Below are 17700 nucleotides of genomic sequence, written 5' to 3' on the forward strand. Positions count from 1 at the left end.
ATCCACCTCCTATTTCTTTCGTAGCATCGGGACTTGAATCCCTTTCTCTTCTGCTGTTTTCCTTGCTAGTTCATACCCCGCGTCAACGTGTCGAATGACACCCATACCAGGATCAGTTGTTAACACACGTTCAAGACGTTTTTCCGCTTCTTTTGTGCCATCTGCTACAATGACCATCCCTGCATGGAGAGAATATCCCATTCCAACACCGCCACCGTGGTGAACGCTGACCCAGCTTGCTCCACCTACACTATTAATCATGGCATTCAAAATGGGCCAGTCGGCTACAGCATCGCTTCCATCTTTCATGGCTTCTGTTTCTCGATTTGGTGAAGCTACAGAGCCAGAGTCAAGATGATCACGTCCAATCACAATTGGTGCACTCAATTCTCCGCTCGCTACCATATCATTTATAATTTTTCCGAATTTAGCTCGTTCTCCATAGCCGAGCCAACAAATACGTGAGGGAAGTCCCTGGAAACTAATTTTCTTCCTTGCCATTCGAATCCAATTGCACAAGTGTTCATTATGACTAAACTCTTTTAAAATCACTTCATCTGTTTTATAAATATCTTCTGGATTTCCCGACAAAGCTACCCAGCGAAATGGACCCTTTCCTTCACAAAATTGCGGGCGAATATAAGCCGGTACAAAACCTGGAAAATCGAATGCACTTTGAATCCCTTCGTCTTTTGCCACTTGACGAATGTTATTTCCATAATCAAAGGTGATGGCTCCGAGTTTTTGCATATCAAGCATAGCTTGAACGTGTGTAGCGATACTTTTCTTTGCCAGCTTATTATATTGGACTGGATTTTCTATCCTTAACCTATTCGCTTCTATTAGATCTAATTTCACTGGAATATATCCATTAAGGGGATCATGTGCCGAAGTCTGATCTGTTAGAATATCTGGAATAAAACCCTTTTCGATCATTTTAGGTAACATCTCTGCTGCATTACCAAGTAAACCAATCGAAAGCGCTTCTCCTTTGTCACTTGCATTCTTCGCCATTTCAATCGCTTTAGCAAGACTATTAGTAGAAGTATCAAGATAGTTTGTTTCAATTCTCCGCTCCATTCGCTTTGGATCCATTTCTATCGCAATACAAACGCCACCATTAAGAGTTACAGCTAGCGGTTGAGCAGCCCCCATCCCGCCTAAGCCAGCTGTTAGGGTAATCGTATTCTTTAAAGTTCCATTGAAATGCTGTTTGGCGCATTCACCAAACGTCTCATATGTCCCCTGTACAATTCCCTGACTTCCAATGTAGATCCAGCTGCCAGCCGTCATCTGGCCATACATCATTAACCCTTTTCGATCAAGCTCATGAAAGTGCTCCCAATTGGCCCATGCCGGAACTAAATTAGAGTTAGCAATTAATACCTTCGGAGCATATTTATGAGTTCTGAAAACAGCTACCGGCTTTCCAGACTGTATTAACAACGTTTCATCATTTTCCAACACTTTTAACGAATTCACGATCGCCTCATAACAATCCCAGTTACGTGCCGCTTTTCCTATTCCTCCATATACAACAAGTTCATCTGGATTTTCTGCCACATCAGAATGTAGATTATTACTAAGCATCCGTAAAGCTGCCTCCTGAACCCAGCCTTTTGTATGAAGCTCTGTGCCTCTATACTGCGTCACTCTTTTTGATTTGATATCCGACATACTCCCCATCCTTTCGAAATGCGTTCATATTGAAATCGTAGCATGACAATCACTATGGAAATAGATGACCAATTTTCGAATAATAGCACATTATTTATAAAAAACGATATCAGTTTAAGCTGCTATCAAAACGAATAGTAATTATTTTATAAAGAGTAATTAAGCTATTTCCATCACATGATTAAAAGTAAGCCGAGTCGGGTAAGTTTCATGAATGTAGGGAACCATCTGTTTAAGAACGTCTATGAAAATAGAAAAAGCGATATTTTATATCGGTTTTATTAGTATTCTGTTATCTAAGAAATTCCGTGTTATGTATGACGTAATATTGGGAAGAGTATAGGTGGTTGCTTTATTAAAGTTTAGAATCAAAAAGGAGTGGAGAACATGAATAACAGTCAATTTGACAAAATCAAGAACGGAAAAGGATTTATCGCAGCGTTAGACCAAAGTGGTGGTAGTACTCCTAAGGCGCTCGCAGAATATGGCGTTCCTGAAGATTCCTACTCTAACGAAGATGAAATGTTTGACCGAGTACATCAGATGCGTACAAGAATTATTACTTCACCCGCTTTTAGTGGAGACCAAATTCTAGGCGCTATCTTATTCGAACAAACAATGGACCGCGAAATCGAAGGAAAGTATACAGCAGACTTTCTTGCAGACAAAGGGATCGTTCCTTTCCTAAAAGTGGATAAAGGACTAGCAGATCAAGAGAATGGCGTACAGCTTATGAAACCAATTCATGATTTAGATGAGACGCTAGGTCGTGCATCTGAGCGAAAGATTTTTGGAACTAAAATGCGCTCTGTCATCCATGAGCCTAATCCAAGTGGCATTAAAGCAGTCGTAGATCAGCAGTTTGAAATCGCCAAACGAATTTTAGCGACTGATATTATGCCAATTATTGAACCAGAAGTTAATATTCATAGTGAAAGCAAAGAGAAATCTGAAGAGATTTTGCGAGATGAAATTTTGAAGCAACTCAATGATTTATCTGAAGATCAAAATGTCATGCTAAAGCTTTCAATTCCAACGCGAGCAAATGCTTACAAAGAATTGATTGAACATCCACGCGTTCTTCGCGTTGTAGCACTTTCAGGCGGCTATTCTCGTGATGAAGCCAATGAAAAACTGAAAGAAAATGATGGTCTGATTGCAAGCTTTTCGAGAGCATTAGCAGCTGATTTAAATGCGAATCAGTCTGATGCAGAATTTAATGAAGCGTTGCAAAGTGCGGTTGATTCCATTTATGATGCTTCAGTTAATAAAAAATAGTAACAAGAAGATATAGTAGTGTATTTCTTTTATCAATATGAAACGGGTGCGAATACGAGAATGTATTCGCACCCGTTTGTTATGTGGAGAATTTCTTGACTTTCGGTTCATTCGACTGAAACCGTCGATACTCTCCTGGAGTTTGCCCTGCGACTTCTTTAAAAACTCGACTAAAATAGTTCGGGCTCTTAAATCCTGATTCACGCGCAATGAATTGAATAGTTTCTTGTGTAGTCATGAGCAACTCTTTTGCTTTTTGAATACGGGTATACGTTAATATTTCACGAAACGACCGTCCATATTTTTGTGTTAATGTATGGCTTAGGTAAGCTGGATTGCGAAGGACATGATTAGCTACTTCTTCTAATGATAGATTAGGATCATTGGAATGATCATCAATGTAAGCGAGCGTTTCCTCAATGATATTTCTTTTTAAAGGTGGGTTATCGGCTAATTGATGAAGAAGTTGTGTGATGAATAATATTAAGTCCTGTACAATTCGGTAGAGTACAGAACTATATAATATCGATTCAAACACTTCTTTATACAAAGTTTCATTACGGACATCCGTCAACCCTTTTCGAACCATAAATCTTCGAATTTGAGCAAGAATGCTTGTTAAACGTGTTCGAAGCAATCCTGGGTCTGGATATGGAGGTTCCATTCCATAAAATTGCTCATACATCCACTTTTTCATTTCATCTACACAAGATTCATCAAGCATGAAAACCCACTTCCGCTGTTCTGTAATCGTCAAAAATGGATCTATCTCCTCCCAGGCTTCATCTTGATCAGCACGAAGAATTTGTTGGTAGCCAGTGAAGAACACCATTTCCATAACTTTCTTTAACTTCATATAAATTTGGTGTAGTGACAGATCTGACTTCCCATGATGCACCGCTATTACGAGGGACGATTCATTCAACTGCTCCCACTCCCGTAAGAAGCGCTGTGCCTGACTATTTGAATCTGGAATGGCATTCTCAAATACAACCACGATTCGATCACTGGTTGAAAAGACAAGGGGCTTGTTATAAAAATCAAATTGATCTATAAACTGACGCAACTCCTCAAGATAATCGCTTTTTTCTAACTTCATTAAATATACTGGAAAGTGATGGTTTACTTGATCATCAATAAACAATGATTTATACCAAACTCTTTCGTATGCCTCTCCTCCTAACAGTGTCTTATTTACCGCTTTAGCATTACGAAAGGCTTTTTGCAGAGATGTTTTCACCTCTAGGGGAGAAAGCGGTTTCACGATTAAGTCTATTGCACCGATTTCAATCGCTTCTTTTGCCCGTTCAAACGTTGGTTCTGCCGTCACAGCAATAACTTCACCTGCATACCGGTTAATAAAAGTTTTCATAAGACCCCACTTCCCCCTGGGGATCATATCTAATTCAATGAAAACCACATCTGGTAATTCCCTTTCTAACATAGTCATCACTTCTGTTAGATGGTTCGCAGTTATGAATAAGGAAATAGGAAAGGAATACTTTGAAATTAACCATTCTAATCCGCTCAGTTCTCGTGAATCACGGTCTGAAATTAATAGTTTGTACATAGATCTTTCTCACCTACTTTTTACTTACCATTTCGTTTAATCTACCTTACATCATCAGCGGATTATCCTTTGTTAAAAAATTCACTTATTTCAACTTTCTTTATCATTCATTTTGTCAAAATAATGCACATATCACAATGTTTTTTCATCATTCATATAAACTCTTTTATGACAAAACAAAAAAGGACATGCTAGTCATTTAGCAATCCTTCTTATTCTTCATTATAAGTTTAAGACTTCTTCATTCACCTTTACCAAGTACAGCAGTAACACCCCATACTTTATCGTATGCTCCGTAGCCATTTAACCCAATATCGAGGTCATGGAAATAGCGATGTAGCATTTGCACATCCTTTTGACTTGCATGCTCAACGTAACGAAGCGCGATGGATTTGATCTCCTGAAGGTCTCTTTCAAGATCCTTGTCCTCATTGTTTGCATAGAAATTTATATAAGAAACGATTTCAATAGCTTTATCGGTTTGATCATTTATATTCAAATTTGATATTTCTCCAAATCCTGTTGTCTGATTGTAATAGGCATGATTCGCTGCAATAAATGCATTCACGTTTTCCAAATCTGTCTTTTCAGGAAGAAGAGAGGCAATATCCTTCATTTCTTCCTTCGAATAAACTTGTCTATCCTCCAAAACCGACGATACAAGTTCCTTACTTGAAGTTTGCACATTTTCGTTTATGGAAAATAGGGCATAAATGGTAAGGGCCAAGCTACCTAGTGTCGCTAGACCAAGTATGATGAATCTTAGTCTGGTATTCATCAAGACATAGCCTCCCTTATTATTATGAAACTGATCTTTAACGCAACAAAAGCGATATCTCATAAGCTAATCGATATCGCTTTTGGCTATACGGCATGAGTGGAATGGTTCATCTTATTGATCTCCTAAAGTAACGGTGACACCAAAGGTATCTTCGTGGTCGTAGTTGTTCAGCGCTTTATCAAGATCATGAAAATACCTATGAATTTCTCGAACCTCTGACGTCGTAATCTCTATACTAGCAAGAGCCTTAATCGCCATTAAGTCCTTCTTAAGATCGTCATGATCTACACCAATTTCTAAAAACACATTAATATAAGCTACAGCAGCATCCGCTTGAACTTGTTGGGCTTCTATGTCCATCGGACGATCAATCATGCCATAGCCTGTTGTTCGATTGTAAAAAGCATGAAAATCTCCGACAAACTCTTCCACTTGTTTATATTCGGCCGGGAATGATGCAGCAGATACCACTTGATCATTCGCTTTCACTTTTGTACCATTCACTTCGGTATGCAGTGAGAAAATATAAATATAGAGAGCCGCAAATGTAGCAGCGACGAGGAGACTGAGTATGGAAAACATCACCTTAACCTGATCCATTTCATCTTCCCCCATTCGGATTTCTCTCTACTCTATTACAATTCCTTATTTCGCAAATCCGAATATATTTTTAATTTTCGTTACGCCCCATTTAGGATCATGTGATCTACTTTCATCACGGAAGCGATCCTGCACCACCGCCATCAGTCTTTCTTCTCGAGCTGACATATGATCTTCAGCAATTTTTCTTTCTTTTGTCACCTCAAATTGATAAAACTCACGCTCATCGACTGAAATATCAGCAAGATTATCGATTTTTTTACCGATAGAATTGAGTTCCATTTGATTAATAGTTGCATGAGCATCTGATGCAGTCGCTATTTCTTCATGAACAATTTCATGAACCTGATGGACAATATCCTTCTCCAACCGTTTAACCGTTTCATCGATTTTCAGTAGTTTCTTCACTTCATCAGATTCAACAAAGGAGACAATTTTTGAGAGAGATGATTGAATATCAGTCTGATCAGCAGGATTGTTAATCGGTTCAGGAGTATTTTCAATTCCTTTTCCTTGTTGATCCAATGCATTAATAATGACCTCATCTTCGGCATGGCTTTCCTTCATATTTTTAATTAATTGAAGCACTTCAATATCGCCAATTGTATACGTCCGAGCGTTGTTTTCATCACGTGGTATAGTTAAAAACGGAGCAAATTGCTCTTCCCATAATTTCAGTGTATGACGAGACACGTTCAACATGGAAGCCACCCTGGAAATCATCAAAGTATTATTCATCTTCATCATTCCTCCCCGTTGATTTTATAATGAGTTATTCCATACCTCTACACCAGTTTTCCTGCCAGATGACAAAGGTTCTTATCAACAGACAGAGACTCTTAAATATAGCGCTAATCTACCAAACCCTCCCCGTTTGTTGTAATGTTTTGAAACGGTTTAACAGCATTGGACGAATCATGACACCATTTTTCCTTCAGAGAAAGATATCGACATTAAGTTTGTTTTGTTAGTTGCTTAAATTCGTTGTATATGATGTAGCAGAATTGACTAGTGGACCTTATCCAAAAGAAAGACGACACTTAAATCCTTAGTGGATCAGGTGTCGTCTTTCATAAATAATAGGTTGATTTTATACTCGTGTAAAAAAGATGAAGGTACTAAGAAACCCTTAGTAGACATTTTAGGCAGAGTTCTGAAGAATATCTTTTATATCATTCAAGTGTCCAATTAATGATAATGCTGGAACAAGAACATATAGGAAACCTTGGAACAGAACTCTCTTCTGTGATTTTTATCTAAGAAGCTCGAATCCTCCCCAGAATATCGCCACCATGATAGGGATGAAGAAGAAGGGGTATTGAGTCTGTTGTTGATTGACCAGATCTTTAAGAAGTTCAACCTTCCATTCCTCACCTTTTTGTGGTTCATAGGTAATTCTATCCTCTTTCAGCCCCAAGACGTTATGAGATTGTAGAACTAGCGTATCCTCTTTTGCTTCTAGCCCTGCGTAACCGAGCGGTGAATATCCCAGCGGATATGCGATTAAATAAGACTAGACAGATGCAATCATTAGAAGGGGGCTATAGACAAGGATACGCCTCACTTTCCTCAAAACTTTTTCATAATCTTTCAACTAAAAGTAAATAGCTTGCGAGTATTTTTATGTCCTATTTTCTTAAACCACAACAAATATGATAGAGCTCCTAAAATACAATTTGAACGATAAATAGCCAATTGGTGTTGGAATTGTATTTATTAGAAATGGGTTCCTAGCTTATCTTCACCTAGATAATCCCTAAAGTTCCACTTTCTTAAATCCACCAGCATAATTCCCAAAAAGCTAACTAGAATAGGAACAAACTCTGCAAAAAAAGGGCCCGTTTATCCAATACTGATGAACGGGCCCTTTTTTTTATTCAATTCAAGCTAATGTTTACTCATACTCATTTTTTATTGACGAATTGATTTTAACTGCTCACTCAAATCTTTTGTCTGAACATATACGGATTGATAAATCGAAAACATTTTTTTATATGCTTTTACATTAGCTTGATTCGGAGTGAAACGTTCTTTCACTTTTATAAAGGAATCACTGCAGGATTCAAGTGTAGAAAACCAGTTACAACCCACAGCTGCTAGCATCGCCGCCCCAAGGGCTGGCCCCTCTTCACTCTCATGCTTAACAACAGTAGCATCAAAAATGTCCGCCTGCATTTGTAGCCAGGAATCATTCTTTGCCCCACCACCAATAGAAACAATTTCTTGAATGTCTTTTCCATTTTCTCTAAAAATAGAAAGTGACTCCTTCAACGAAAAAGTGACCCCTTCTAATACTGCTTTTACAAAATGAGTTCTAGTGTGTGAAGCATCCATTCCGATAAAACTGCCTCGTATGGATGAATCCGCATGCGGCGTTCTCTCTCCGGCCAAATATGGCGTAAAGAGCAATCCATTCGCACCTGCAGGGATATTGTCGATAGAAGAAAGCAATTCATCGAATGGCACTCCTTCGGCAAATTGGTCTCGAAACCAGTTCAGACTCTGACCTGCGGAAAGCGTGACCCCCATTGTATAATAAGCACCCGGCTTACTATGATTAAAAAAGTGAACCTTGCCGTTAAAATCAAGCTGATTGCGATCTTCATATGACAAAATGATGCCAGAAGTTCCAATACTACAGAGTGTTTTACCATTTCTAAGAATCCCAGCTCCAATAGCCCCGCATGCATTGTCAGCACCACCAGCAAAGATTTCTACATTATCCAAGCCTTTCACTAATCCCTTTGTTATATTACCGACTTTGGCAGTAGATTCAATCAACGGTGGGCATAGGGATAGACTGATGTTAGTCTTGGAAGTGACTTCTTCACTCCATTTATGCCCACTAATATCCATCATCAAGGTCCCGGCTGCATCGGAATACTCCATCTGGAGCTCGCCTGTTAAACGATAACGTACATAATCTTTTGGAAGGAGGAAAACCTTAGTTCTAGCGTATAAATCTGGTTCATTCTCTTTCACCCAAAGTAATTTAGGAAGTGTAAATCCTTCGAGCGCAGGGTTATGGGTGATTTCAAGCAACCTCTTTTCCCCCACAAGTTTCTCAATCGTTCGGCATTGTTCAGTAGTTCTTGTATCATTCCAGAGAATGGCCTGCCGAAGAGGCTTATTATCTTGATCCAGTAATACAAGCCCATGCATTTGCCCAGAGAAACTCATTCCTTCAATAATTGCCGAGGAAGGAAGTTGTCGGGTAATCTCCTCCAAAGCATGAAGGGTTTGTTCCACCCAATCGTCAGGGTTTTGCTCGCTGTATCCAGACTTCGGTTGATGAAGCGGATATGTCTTTGATACTTCTGCTTGAACTTGCCCAGTTCGATCTACAGCGATGACTTTGACTGCACTTGTGCCTAGATCGACTCCAATAACATAGCTCATGGTGCTTCCTCCTTTCCCTCAACCATTTACTATAAGTTTCATTCTTTAACTTATACACGAACATTTGAAAAAGCATTTAGTAAATATGAGTTAATCTCACCTTTTAGTTTTTCCATACGTCCTGATTTTGTCTCAATTTCATTAAGTCCTAAAGCATATTTCTCGAGCTTATGAAAGTCCGTCTTTCCTTCGATAATTTCTTTCCCAATACCTTCTGAGAAACTACGATAGCGATCCGAAATAAAATTCTCAAGAATTCGATCCTCTAACATTTGATGAGCCGCCTTTAATCCAATTGCAAAGCTATCCATCCCAGCAATATGGGCGTGGAAAAGATCGTCAGGATCGAAGGAGTTCCGACGAACCTTAGCATCAAAGTTCAAGCCACCTTTTCCAAGTCCATCATTTTTTAATATCTCATACATTGCGAGAGTAGTAGCGTACAAATCCGTTGGGAATTCATCAGTATCCCACCCAAGAAGCGTATCACCTTGATTAGCATCCACAGATCCTAGCATGCCATTTATTCGAGCGGTATGGAGTTCGTGTTCAAACGTGTGACCTGCCAACGTCGCATGATTCGCTTCGATATTGAATTTAAAATGGTTCTGCAAATCATATTTTTGAAGAAATGATAGAGATGTAGCTACATCAAAATCATATTGATGCTTTGATGGTTCTTTTGGTTTCGGTTCAATAAGAAATTGTCCGGTAAAATTAATTTCGTTTGCATAATCAAGCGCCATGTGGAAAAAGCGTGCTAGGTTGTCTAGTTCAAGCTTCATATCTGTGTTAAGCAAAGTTTCATATCCTTCACGTCCACCCCAGAATACATAATTCTCTGCGCCAAGCTCTTTCCCAACTTCCAGTCCTTTCTTCACTTTTGCTGCTGCATAAGCAAACACGTCTGCTTCAGAGGTGGTCGCAGCTCCGTGAGTGAATCGCGGATGGGTGAACATGTTTGCCGTATTCCACAACAGCTTTGTAGAGCTTGTTTTCATGTAGTCTTTTATCATCTTAACGATGGTATCGAGGTTATTATATGACTCTTTAAGTGTTTCTCCTTCAGGAGCTATATCTACGTCATGAAAACAGAAAAATGGCGCATCTAGCTTATCAAACAGTTCAAATGCAGCTTCGACCCTTGCTTTTGCTTGATCCATACCGCTGTATTCACTCCATGGACGTATCATCGTGCCGGCACCAAATGGATCAGCACCATCTGCAGTGAATGTATGCCAGTAAGCAACCGAAAAACGAAGATGTTCTTTCATCGTTTTATGACCAATTTTTTCATTCGGGTTGTAATATTTGAATGCAAACGGGTTTGTGGATTGTGCTCCCTCATACTGAATACGATTAATGTTGTTAAAATAACCCAAAATAATCTCCTCCTCAAATAAAATTAGCTAACCAATGCGTACACTTACCCTACCTGTTACTGGATAAGAACTTCATGATGTAAAGCAGAGAACATGGTGTCACCTACAGTAAAAAAATCCTTTAAACTTATCTAGTTTCTAATGACTTTATGTAACTGCTTTCACCCAAAAGTATAGCACCCCTACATTAGTTTGTCTATTAGATAAACTAAGTTTAAAATTACTAAAGTGAACAATATTAATAATTTAGTCAAATAGATACTAGTTGTAGAGGCAGTTATATCATTAATAGTTGATTTGGAAAAATAAGACTCCATCACTAGTAAGAGATTACTCATCCAATGGTATTTCTCTTTCACGAATGCACTTACAGTCAACTTAATTTTCTGCTTCTACCGATCTTCTTTACTTAAAAAAATGGGGTACGATCCGCCCCCCCTCTGTAAGTCATTTATATTGCTAGCCATATATACTCCTCCAAATATTGCTTCTGCTTGCCTCAACGTTCTTATATTGATCGGATTTCATTATATCCCTCCCCCCAAATTAGGAAGTCGTAAATGCTGCTATATTAACTTAGACGACAATATAACATTCATCTATCCTACTCAAATTCATAGAAAATTCATTTCAAACACTACGATAGCAGTTAACAAATAACGAGGAGTATCAGGCTATTGTGATATACTTTTTTTAGTTTATAGTAATCTAAACACATAAGCTAATAGCTATGTTTTAAGACGGGGGTATAGAAATGACAAATACATTTAATGCTTTTTATAGTACCTTTGAGTGGATTACGAAACTAGCTCTTCTCAATTTGCTTTGGTTACTATTTTCATTAGGAGGAGGGATTCTACTTGGGATCTTCCCTTCTACGCTTGCTATGTTTGCTGTTATTAGACAATGGTTAAAAGGAAATACACAGTTATCAATCAGTAAATCATTCTGGCATTATTATAAAGCAGATTTTTGGAAAGGAAATATTCTAGGAGCAATTTTATATTTCTTGATTGGCTTTATCTGTCTTGATTTGTTTTACATCAAGCAGATACATCCAGTTCAATGGACTTATATTCCTTTGTTCGCTTTTATTCTATTGATTGGACTACTATTCTTATACATTTTCCCTACTTTTGTTCATTTCGAAATTAAGCTGAGCACTGTCTTCAAAAATACTTTCTTTATAATGTTGCTTAGCCCCTTAACTACGATAATGATGGTTATTTGTCTAACGTCTATCTATTTTATAATTAAACTACTACCTGCACTAGCGTTTATCTTCGGAGGAAGTGCAACAGCTTTCATTCTTATGTGGCTATCTCTTCATGCATTTTCTAAAGTAACCAGTAAAAACTCGATTCAACATCTATGAGAACTTACAAACATGCTCCAGTGATTTCTAACATAAATAAAAATAAACCTATAGTTAGTTTATCCACTATACAAACTAAGAAACCTCTGATAAAATGAAAACATTGCAAGCGATTTCATTTGAAGGGAGGAAAGAGTAGATATTCTCTACTCTGTAAAAAAATGGAACTAAGACGGAGCATTTACATTATGTTAATCACCCTTGTTGCAACTTTAGGAGGACTTTTATTCGGTTACGATACGGCAGTAATTTCTGGGGCAGAAGGGTCACTACAGACATACTTCTCAGATCATTTACAGCTTAGCTCGCTGGTTCACGGACTTACTGTATCAAGTGCGTTAATTGGCTGTATCATCGGTGGGGTTTTATCAGGTTACTTTTCCAAAAAGATTGGCAGAAAATATTCTCTTATACTAGCTGCTGTACTCTTTTTACTATCAGCTCTCGGCTCAGCTTATCCCGAATTTTTGTTTTTTGGCTATGGTGAGGAGCCGACTTACTCTTTGTTAATTATGTTTAATCTTTATAGAATCATAGGTGGGATCGGGGTTGGATTAGCCTCAGCTGTTTCTCCAATGTACATTGGAGAAATCGCTCCATCTAATATAAGAGGAACGTTAGTATCTCTTAACCAATTCGCTATTATTTTCGGGATGCTCGTCGTCTATTTCGTTAACTGGGGCATCGCTAAGGGGCACCCCCTAGAATGGATGAATGATATAGGCTGGAGGTATATGTTTGCTTCTGAAGCTATCCCAGCTCTATTATTCTTGTTGCTATTGTTTACGGTGCCTAAGACACCAAGGTACCTCGTATCTATCAATAAAAATGAAGAAGCGTTTGCTATCCTTTCAAAAATTCATGATCAAACGATGGCTAAGGCAACCCTATATGAGATAAAAAATTCATTTGACACGAATAAAGCAAAACTCTTTGCTTTTGGGAAAACCATCGTATTTATAGGTATTTTGCTATCTATTTTCCAACAGTTTGTAGGGATAAATGTCGCTCTCTATTATGCACCACGAATCTTTGAAAGCATGGGAGCAGCACGAGACGCCTCAATGGTTCAGACGATTATCATGGGATTAGTCAATGTGATCTTTACGATTATCGCCATCTTAACGGTTGACAAATGGGGCAGAAAACCCCTTCTCATTGTCGGCTCAATCGGTATGACAATCGGAATGTTCGGCGTAGCTGGAATGGCTTTCTCTGGCATTATCGGTATTGCCACTTTAGTTTTCATTATTATTTATACAGCTTCCTTTATGATGTCCTGGGGACCGATCGTTTGGGTATTAATTTCAGAAATTTTCCCGAACAAAATCCGAGGACAAGCCGTCGCAATCGCAGTTGCTGCTCAATGGGCGGCTAACTACTTAATCTCTTCTACTTATCCTATGATGATGGAAGTAAGCGGTGGTCTTACATACTCTTTTTATGGAATTATGAGTATTCTATCAGCCATTTTTGTTTGGAAGTTTGTTCCTGAAACAAAAGGTAAATCATTAGAAGAATTAGAAATGCTTTTACGAAAAAAAGGTAATAAGGAAAAGAAATTGGCCTAATCTCATGAAAGCTCCTCGCTTCTCGGGGAGCTTGTTCATTGTAATGTTCCCACACTTAGCAAAACAAAAGGACGAAACCTAATCGGTTTCGTCCTTTTGTCAGTATTATTTCTTTTCTTCTAACCATAGAATACTTGTAACTCCTCGGGGATAATATTTACTTCCTGTTATTTCACCAGAGATAATCTGGTCACTCCAGCTCCAAACTGACAATTCTGGATGTGTCAGCCATTTCACATGCGCCGCATCCGCTTTTGCTCCGTTTTCATCAACGTGATGCAATATTTCACGAGCAATAAATTGAGAAAGATACACTTTACTAAGCCAGGAGTTGTTACTAGTAGAGGAAATTTTCCACCCTCCATCTTCAAACTTACACACGCCTTCTTTTAGAACCGTATCAAGATGTGCTTTTAAAACCCTAATGTACTCCCCAAATCTTCCTTCCGGATCAAGAGCTTCTTTACAATTCGTATAATATGGAAAGATTAGCCCTTCAATTGCAGGAATAATTCTAGAATCATTATTCTCCCCAATCACAGCAGGGATATAGCCTGAATCCGTCAAATGACTTGCCATCGTATGAGCACTTTTCTCTGCTTGTTTTCCAGCTAATGTAGCCAGCTCTTTTTCCCTTTGTTCTGAAAAAATCTTTTCTAGCGCGACATAGGCCGCCCACATTTTCCCTCCAAGGTAAATATTATTCCTAGCCTGCCCTAAGGAAACGTCCAAACTATCATACGTCGTAATTTCTGCTCCGCCCATAACACGACTTGAATCCAGCCCCAGCAATCCGTTGCGCTGAACTGGGTCTGGATGGTCGCGATTTAACATACTCTCGAAACAGCTTTTAAAAATAGTTAAGTTTTCTAATAACCATTGTTCGTCATGGGTTTGTTCAATATAAACTGACGCAGTGAGTACCCAGTTAACCAGCTGCTCCCCTGTCATATGAGAGAAACATCCATCAATCCCGTAAACTTCATAAGAAGAGTAGTGTGGACGACTAATCGTATTCGCTACGCCCATATCATGAGTGAAACTGATTCCACCTGGATACAGTTCTTCTTCATTTGGAAAACGAACTTGATCTTCATAACTGAATCTATCAATGAACATATCCAATTCATTCTTCACTGTCCAAGGATTCATTTTCATCTCAAAAAACAACTGATCCACTGTTAAATCAAATGTATTCATCATGCGATATTCGCCTTCATTAACTACCCAGAAAGGCTTCCCTTCATGTTCAAGTAATTGAGTATTTCCATAATAACTACGGACCGCATGGGCCATCATGAACTTCTGATCGTTCGATAAATTTGCTTCACTAATCATCGCATTGCTTTGCAGTGCCCGTTGTTTCAGCTCATCAAAGTTTCCAATGGCGAAGTTTGCTACGCTTTCTATGTTTGAAAAGTATTTTGTGTAGAAATAAGAAGTATCCATACCAGCTGTCACAATTCCACCTCGATAGAAGCAGATGGCAAATTTATACGTCGCTTTTTCCCCTGGTGGAACATCAGCAATAAGCGTACCTACTGGTCCGAGACCAAACGTCCAATTTTCCTCGAAAGGAGTAGTTAGGATATTTTCCATACTAAAGTGCATAGCTGACTTCGTTTCAGCCTTCTTACTTGCTATAGCCGTTATTCTTCCTTCACCGATACCTGCCAATTCTTCTGCCGTATCATCCAATCGCCGCATCGAAGAATAGGGGTCGCTCCCTTCGTATCCAAAAAAGGCTCGACGCTTTCTCTCTCCCTTTGTATTATCAATGGTTAATTCTGCTAGAACTGCTGGGACAAGCGTTCGTTTCAATTCCTCTTCGCTTGCTGTTTCTGGATTCTCTACTGTATGAACCTGTGAATACACCGTAAATGTTAAATCACCTGCTTTCCAGGTATCCGTACATAGTTGAAAATCTCGTTCAACTTGGTCTTTGGGAAAGGAAATAATGATGTTAGGATTGTCTGGGTTAGGATCCGGGTTCTCAATATCATACCGCTTACTCTCATCGTCATTCGCATCAAAGAATGGAAGAGCATCATAATGACCTTCTTGCTTCAGTGATTCCAGTCCAACGTATATGTTCTTCCTCGGTGAACGCCCTAGTTCTAAATCGAGTCCACCACCATTACCCCCATAACCAAATGTAAAACTTGAGAAAGCACCAATCGGTGAATGATGAGCATTAAAAAAATTGTTTTCTGGCATAACTATCCCTCTCTTTTCCTATAATAGGCTATCCTTTAACTGCACTAGATGATATTCCTTCTACAACCTTGTTACTGAAAAAAATAAATGCAATTAAAATCGGTAGCACACTAATGATCAAAGTAGCTCCGATTGCCCCCCAATCCGTCATGTACTGACCAATGAAATTCTGAATACCAACCGTTAACGTCTTGTACTTATCTGAGCTAATAAACGTGTTAACAAATACAAACTCATTCCAGTTATAAATCATATTAATAATTACGGTTGTAGACATAACTGGAATCGTCATTGGCAAAATAATTCTAAAAAACAATCTATGAATAGAACAACCGTCAATAATCGCTGCTTCTTCGATCTCACGGGGCAACGTATAATAGAATCCTAGTAAAATCATCATTGTGATCGGTAAGTTATATGCCGTATAAGTGATAACAATAGACAATGGATGATCAATCAAATTCACATTTAAAAACATATTAAACAATGGAATGAGAGCTGAATGAATCGGAATCATCAAACCAATCATAAATAAGCCCAGTACTAGTTTGCTGAATTTCCAATTCATTCTTGTTATCGCGAAAGTAGTCATACTTGCTAATAGCACTGTTAATAGGATGGCTACCGCTGTAATCCATACACTATTGAAGAAATATAGGGCAATCCCTCCATCCCAAACCTTCTGGTAGTTTTCCCAATTAAACTTGCTGGGAAAGGAAAAAGGAGATCCCGAAAAAATCTCTTGATTATCTTTCAGAGAGAATAAGAACAACCAAATGATTGGATATATTTGAAATAAACCTAATATCCCTAAGCAGAGATAGAGCAAGACATAACCTAAACGATTCATAAAAGAAGCCCTCCTAGTACTGGATATTTTCATCCGATTCCGTCAGTTTACGAATGATGAGTGTCACGACCAACGTTATTAGAAGAAGCATAAAACCTACCGCGCTTCCATAGCCAAACTCATAATTTGAAAAAGCTAGCTTATACATATAGGAAGCCATAACTTCACTAGCCCCGTTCGGCCCTCCGCCAGTCATAACGTAAATGAGATCAAAATATTTTAAAGAACCTACAATGGCAAGTACGACAGTCACTTTTACGACGCCCATAATAAGAGGAAGTTTTATTTTATAAGCGATTTGCAGAGCTGATGCCCCATCAATCCTTGCAGCTTCAATAATCGAATCTGGAATATTCTTAAGCGCAGCATAATAGATCAATATGTAAAACCCTGCATACTGCCATAGAATTGGGATAAAAATGGCGTATAATACAAGCGTAGGCTCCGCTAACCATGAAGGCGGATTATCAATTCCAATCCCTATAAGAATACTATTCAGTATCCCATTATTTGGATTGTAGACTTTAATCCATAGCTGTGCGATCGCAACAGAAGATAAAAGCATAGGGATCAAATAGATTTTCCTCAATAGATCGGCACCTTTTATCTTCGATACGAGGATAAGAGAAATGGCCAGATAGATAATCAAACTGAGTGTTGAAAACAATGCAAGAAGAAAAGAATGTAGAGCACTATCCCAAAACTTATCATCCTGAATAACATTGATATAATTATCCATTCCAATAAATTTCATCGCACTTATACCATCCCAATCCATTAACCCATAATAACCACTCAATAGTAACGGAATGAAGATGAGGATCCCTATTAATAACAGAGATGGTAGAACGTATAACGCAATGACAAACTTATTCGACATAACTTTATTCATAACCACAACTCCATACTGTTCAGATTAGAAAATGCTACCTACTCGCTCGAGAGGACGACCACATTATTTTCATTGAAAAAATTAATATGTTTAAACAAAATACAAAGT

14 protein-coding genes are annotated in these 17700 nt (G+C 38.5%); 3 read left to right on the forward strand and 11 right to left on the reverse strand.

Annotation, left to right across the window (positions count from 1 at the left end):
* Positions 1-9: 9 nt before the first annotated feature.
* Positions 10-1677, reverse strand: a complete 1668-nt coding sequence (gene hutU / locus AC0VYO_RS12415; protein ID WP_475367651.1) for a urocanate hydratase — start codon at positions 1675-1677, stop codon at positions 10-12.
* 387 nt (positions 1678-2064) lie between these two features.
* On the opposite strand from hutU, the gene AC0VYO_RS12420 reads away from it, so the two are divergent.
* Positions 2065-2955, forward strand: coding sequence for a fructose bisphosphate aldolase (locus tag AC0VYO_RS12420; protein WP_475367652.1), 891 nt, complete (start codon positions 2065-2067; stop codon positions 2953-2955).
* Positions 2956-3034: 79 nt separating this feature from the next.
* Here the strand turns inward: AC0VYO_RS12420 and AC0VYO_RS12425 are convergent, their stop codons facing one another.
* The 7 genes from AC0VYO_RS12425 to xylA form a co-directional block, all read right to left on the reverse strand.
* On the reverse strand, positions 3035-4525 hold the full coding sequence (locus AC0VYO_RS12425; protein WP_475365312.1) for a helix-turn-helix domain-containing protein: 1491 nt from the start codon (positions 4523-4525) through the stop codon (positions 3035-3037).
* Positions 4526-4766: 241 nt separating this feature from the next.
* Entirely contained in the window at positions 4767-5303 is a 537-nt protein-coding gene (locus tag AC0VYO_RS12430; protein WP_475365313.1) for a hypothetical protein, read from the reverse strand.
* A gap of 114 nt (positions 5304-5417) precedes the next feature.
* Positions 5418-5906, reverse strand: a complete 489-nt coding sequence (locus AC0VYO_RS12435; protein ID WP_194221835.1) for a hypothetical protein — start codon at positions 5904-5906, stop codon at positions 5418-5420.
* Between the two features lie 45 nt (positions 5907-5951).
* Positions 5952-6644 carry a MerR family transcriptional regulator gene (locus tag AC0VYO_RS12440; protein ID WP_194221836.1) on the reverse strand — a complete coding sequence of 231 codons (693 nt, stop codon included), beginning with the start codon at positions 6642-6644 and terminating at the stop codon, positions 5952-5954.
* A gap of 514 nt (positions 6645-7158) precedes the next feature.
* Positions 7159-7323: a hypothetical protein gene (locus AC0VYO_RS12445; RefSeq protein WP_475367653.1), complete on the reverse strand. Its 165-nt coding sequence runs from the start codon at positions 7321-7323 to the stop codon at positions 7159-7161.
* Positions 7324-7817: 494 nt separating this feature from the next.
* Entirely contained in the window at positions 7818-9305 is a 1488-nt protein-coding gene (gene xylB, locus AC0VYO_RS12450; RefSeq protein WP_475365314.1) for a xylulokinase, read from the reverse strand.
* A 50-nt stretch (positions 9306-9355) separates the two neighbouring features.
* On the reverse strand, positions 9356-10687 hold the full coding sequence (gene xylA, locus AC0VYO_RS12455; RefSeq protein ID WP_475365315.1) for a xylose isomerase: 1332 nt from the start codon (positions 10685-10687) through the stop codon (positions 9356-9358).
* Between the two features lie 754 nt (positions 10688-11441).
* Between xylA and AC0VYO_RS12460 the strand changes: the two genes are divergently transcribed.
* The gene (locus tag AC0VYO_RS12460) at positions 11442-12062 is read left to right on the forward strand and encodes a YesL family protein (protein WP_475365316.1); all 621 of its coding nucleotides are present in this window, start codon (positions 11442-11444) and stop codon (positions 12060-12062) included.
* 161 nt (positions 12063-12223) lie between these two features.
* Positions 12224-13633 carry a D-xylose transporter XylE gene (xylE, locus tag AC0VYO_RS12465; RefSeq protein WP_475367654.1) on the forward strand — a complete coding sequence of 470 codons (1410 nt, stop codon included), beginning with the start codon at positions 12224-12226 and terminating at the stop codon, positions 13631-13633.
* A gap of 105 nt (positions 13634-13738) precedes the next feature.
* On the opposite strand, the gene AC0VYO_RS12470 is transcribed toward xylE, so the two are convergent.
* From AC0VYO_RS12470 to AC0VYO_RS12480, 3 genes are read right to left on the reverse strand one after another with little or no spacing between them, the layout of a single operon-like run.
* Positions 13739-15850: a glycoside hydrolase family 52 protein gene (locus tag AC0VYO_RS12470; protein ID WP_475365318.1), complete on the reverse strand. Its 2112-nt coding sequence runs from the start codon at positions 15848-15850 to the stop codon at positions 13739-13741.
* A gap of 28 nt (positions 15851-15878) precedes the next feature.
* Positions 15879-16700, reverse strand: coding sequence for a carbohydrate ABC transporter permease (locus tag AC0VYO_RS12475; RefSeq protein WP_475365319.1), 822 nt, complete (start codon positions 16698-16700; stop codon positions 15879-15881).
* Between the two features lie 13 nt (positions 16701-16713).
* Complete coding sequence (locus tag AC0VYO_RS12480; RefSeq protein WP_430242945.1) at positions 16714-17592, reverse strand: carbohydrate ABC transporter permease; 879 nt, start codon at positions 17590-17592, stop codon at positions 16714-16716.
* Positions 17593-17700: the final 108 nt, after the last annotated feature.

Source organism: Anaerobacillus sp. 63XJN7_4_ISO-PGPR-S23-413 (assembly GCF_056173725.1).

Bases quoted from the DNA above. Each gene is read 5' to 3' on its own strand.
- hutU (WP_475367651.1), bottom strand. From the start codon at position 1,677: ATGTCGGATATCAAATCAAAAAGAGTGACGCAGTATAGAGGCACAGAG.
- AC0VYO_RS12420 (WP_475367652.1), top strand. From the start codon at position 2,065: ATGAATAACAGTCAATTTGACAAAATCAAGAACGGAAAAGGATTTATC.
- AC0VYO_RS12425 (WP_475365312.1), bottom strand. From the start codon at position 4,525: ATGTACAAACTATTAATTTCAGACCGTGATTCACGAGAACTGAGCGGA.
- AC0VYO_RS12430 (WP_475365313.1), bottom strand. From the start codon at position 5,303: ATGAATACCAGACTAAGATTCATCATACTTGGTCTAGCGACACTAGGT.
- AC0VYO_RS12435 (WP_194221835.1), bottom strand. From the start codon at position 5,906: ATGGATCAGGTTAAGGTGATGTTTTCCATACTCAGTCTCCTCGTCGCT.
- AC0VYO_RS12440 (WP_194221836.1), bottom strand. From the start codon at position 6,644: ATGAATAATACTTTGATGATTTCCAGGGTGGCTTCCATGTTGAACGTG.
- xylB (WP_475365314.1), bottom strand. From the start codon at position 9,305: ATGAGCTATGTTATTGGAGTCGATCTAGGCACAAGTGCAGTCAAAGTC.
- AC0VYO_RS12460 (WP_475365316.1), top strand. From the start codon at position 11,442: ATGACAAATACATTTAATGCTTTTTATAGTACCTTTGAGTGGATTACG.
- xylE (WP_475367654.1), top strand. From the start codon at position 12,224: ATGGAACTAAGACGGAGCATTTACATTATGTTAATCACCCTTGTTGCA.
- AC0VYO_RS12470 (WP_475365318.1), bottom strand. From the start codon at position 15,850: ATGCCAGAAAACAATTTTTTTAATGCTCATCATTCACCGATTGGTGCT.
- AC0VYO_RS12475 (WP_475365319.1), bottom strand. From the start codon at position 16,700: ATGAATCGTTTAGGTTATGTCTTGCTCTATCTCTGCTTAGGGATATTA.
- AC0VYO_RS12480 (WP_430242945.1), bottom strand. From the start codon at position 17,592: ATGAATAAAGTTATGTCGAATAAGTTTGTCATTGCGTTATACGTTCTA.